The sequence below is a fragment of the Phenylobacterium sp. genome (assembly GCF_036502675.1).
Lineage (GTDB): Bacteria > Pseudomonadota > Alphaproteobacteria > Caulobacterales > Caulobacteraceae > Phenylobacterium.
This window is the reverse complement of sequence record NZ_DASXYF010000040.1, coordinates 1-1,543: the sequence shown is the minus strand read 5'-3', so window position 1 is coordinate 1,543 and position 1,543 is coordinate 1. Positions and strand designations below refer to the sequence as shown.

The 1,543-nt window shown below is 71.6% G+C and carries 2 protein-coding genes; both read right to left on the bottom strand.

Going from position 1 to position 1,543, the window contains the following annotated elements:
* Positions 1 to 72 precede the first annotated feature (72 nt).
* The gene (locus VGL30_RS04595; RefSeq protein WP_331537256.1) at positions 73 to 831 is read right to left on the bottom strand and encodes an SDR family NAD(P)-dependent oxidoreductase; all 759 of its coding nucleotides are present in this window, start codon (positions 829 to 831) and stop codon (positions 73 to 75) included.
* Positions 828 to 1,543, bottom strand: a 716-nt coding sequence (locus tag VGL30_RS04590) for a CoA transferase (protein ID WP_331537254.1), incomplete at its 5' end; no start/stop codon positions are given. The genes VGL30_RS04590 and VGL30_RS04595, both read right to left, overlap by 4 nt.

Here is a 1,543-nt window from a genome sequence, read left to right as displayed (position 1 = left end):
GCGCGATTGATCCCAAGCACCTTCATGACGCGTCTCCCTCTGTGCGGCGTGCCCGCGACGTGGGGCGGCCCGCTACTTGATCTCGCTCGAACCGCCGTCGATCACGAAGTTCTGGGCGGTGATCCAGGCGCCCTCGTCGGAGGCGAGCCAAAGGGCGCAGTAGGCGACGTCCTCCGGCTGGCCCGCGCGGCCTAGCGGGATCTCGGCGATCACCTGGTCCATGAACGCCGAAGGGGAACGCGCAAGGGCCGGCGTGGCGATGACGCCCGGCGAGATCGCGTTGACGCGGATCTGGTGCTGCGCGCCCTCCGCCGCCATCTGGCGGGTGAGCCCCATCAGCCCGGCCTTGCCGGTGGCGTGGCCCGCCGCCCCCATCCTCGCCCGCCCGCGCAGGCCCACCGTCGAGGCGGTGTTGAGGATCGCCCCGCCGCCGCGGGCGATCAGGTGCGGCCAGGCCGCCTGCGAGGCGTGGAAGACGATGTCGAGCTCGTTCACCAGCGTATAGGTCCAGCTCTCCGGCGACATCTCCGCAAACCGCTTGTAACGCGCGCCGGCGGCGTTGTTGTAGAGGATGTCGAGGCCGCCCGCCTCGGCGACGCCGTCGTTGATCCAGGCCTGGGCGGCGGCACGGTCGGTCATGTCCACCTGGGAGGAGATCATCCGGCCGCCGGCCTCCCTGACCATCCGCTCGGTCTCGCGTCCGCCGTCGGCGTCCTGGCGCCAACAGCCGACGACGAAGGCGCCCTCCGCGGCGAAGATCCGCGCCGCTGTCCGGCCCTGGCCGGACGACGTGCCGGTGATGAAAGCGACCTTGCCCTGCAGACGGTTCATTTGGCCGGAGCCATCTGCGCCGCCGCAGGTCCGGACGCGGGCGCGTCCTTCGGCTTGGCGTCGTAGACCTCCGGCTTGTAGCCCATGAACCGGCGCGGCCCATTGATCAGGGGCTGGCCGGACTCCCAGACGCCGGCGACCTTGGCGGCCGACAGCTCGGCGATCTGGTCGGCCGTGTAGCCGAGCTCGGTCAGCACCTCGCGGGTGTACTCGCCGACCACCAGCGGCGGGCCCTGCACCTTCCCCGGCGTGTCCGAGAAGTTGAACATCAGCCCCATCTGCGAGAATTCGCCGACGAGCTCCTGGCGGTAGGTGACGGTCAGGCCGCCGGCGCGCATCTCCGGGTCGTCGTGCAGCCGGTGGGCGAAGGTCGGGTCGCTGACCTCGGCGGGCACGCCGGCGGCGTCCAGCGCCTCGCGCCAGGCCAGCGCCGGCCTGGCCTTGAAGGCTGTACGCAGCAGCTCGCGAAGGGCCGCGTCGTTCTTGCGGCGCGCCTCGGGCGTGGCGAAGTCGGCGGCCTCGAGGGCCGGCGCGTTCAGCACCGTCTTCAGCGCCGTCCAGTGGGCCTCCTTCGGCGCCACCACGGCGATCCAGCCGTCGGCGGTCTCGTAGAGGCACTGCAGGGCGCTCATGCCGGTCTGCATCTTGTCGAGCCGGGGCCGTTCGAAGCCGGAGCCGTCGGGGCGGGCCAGCGCATGGGAGATGTTCAGCA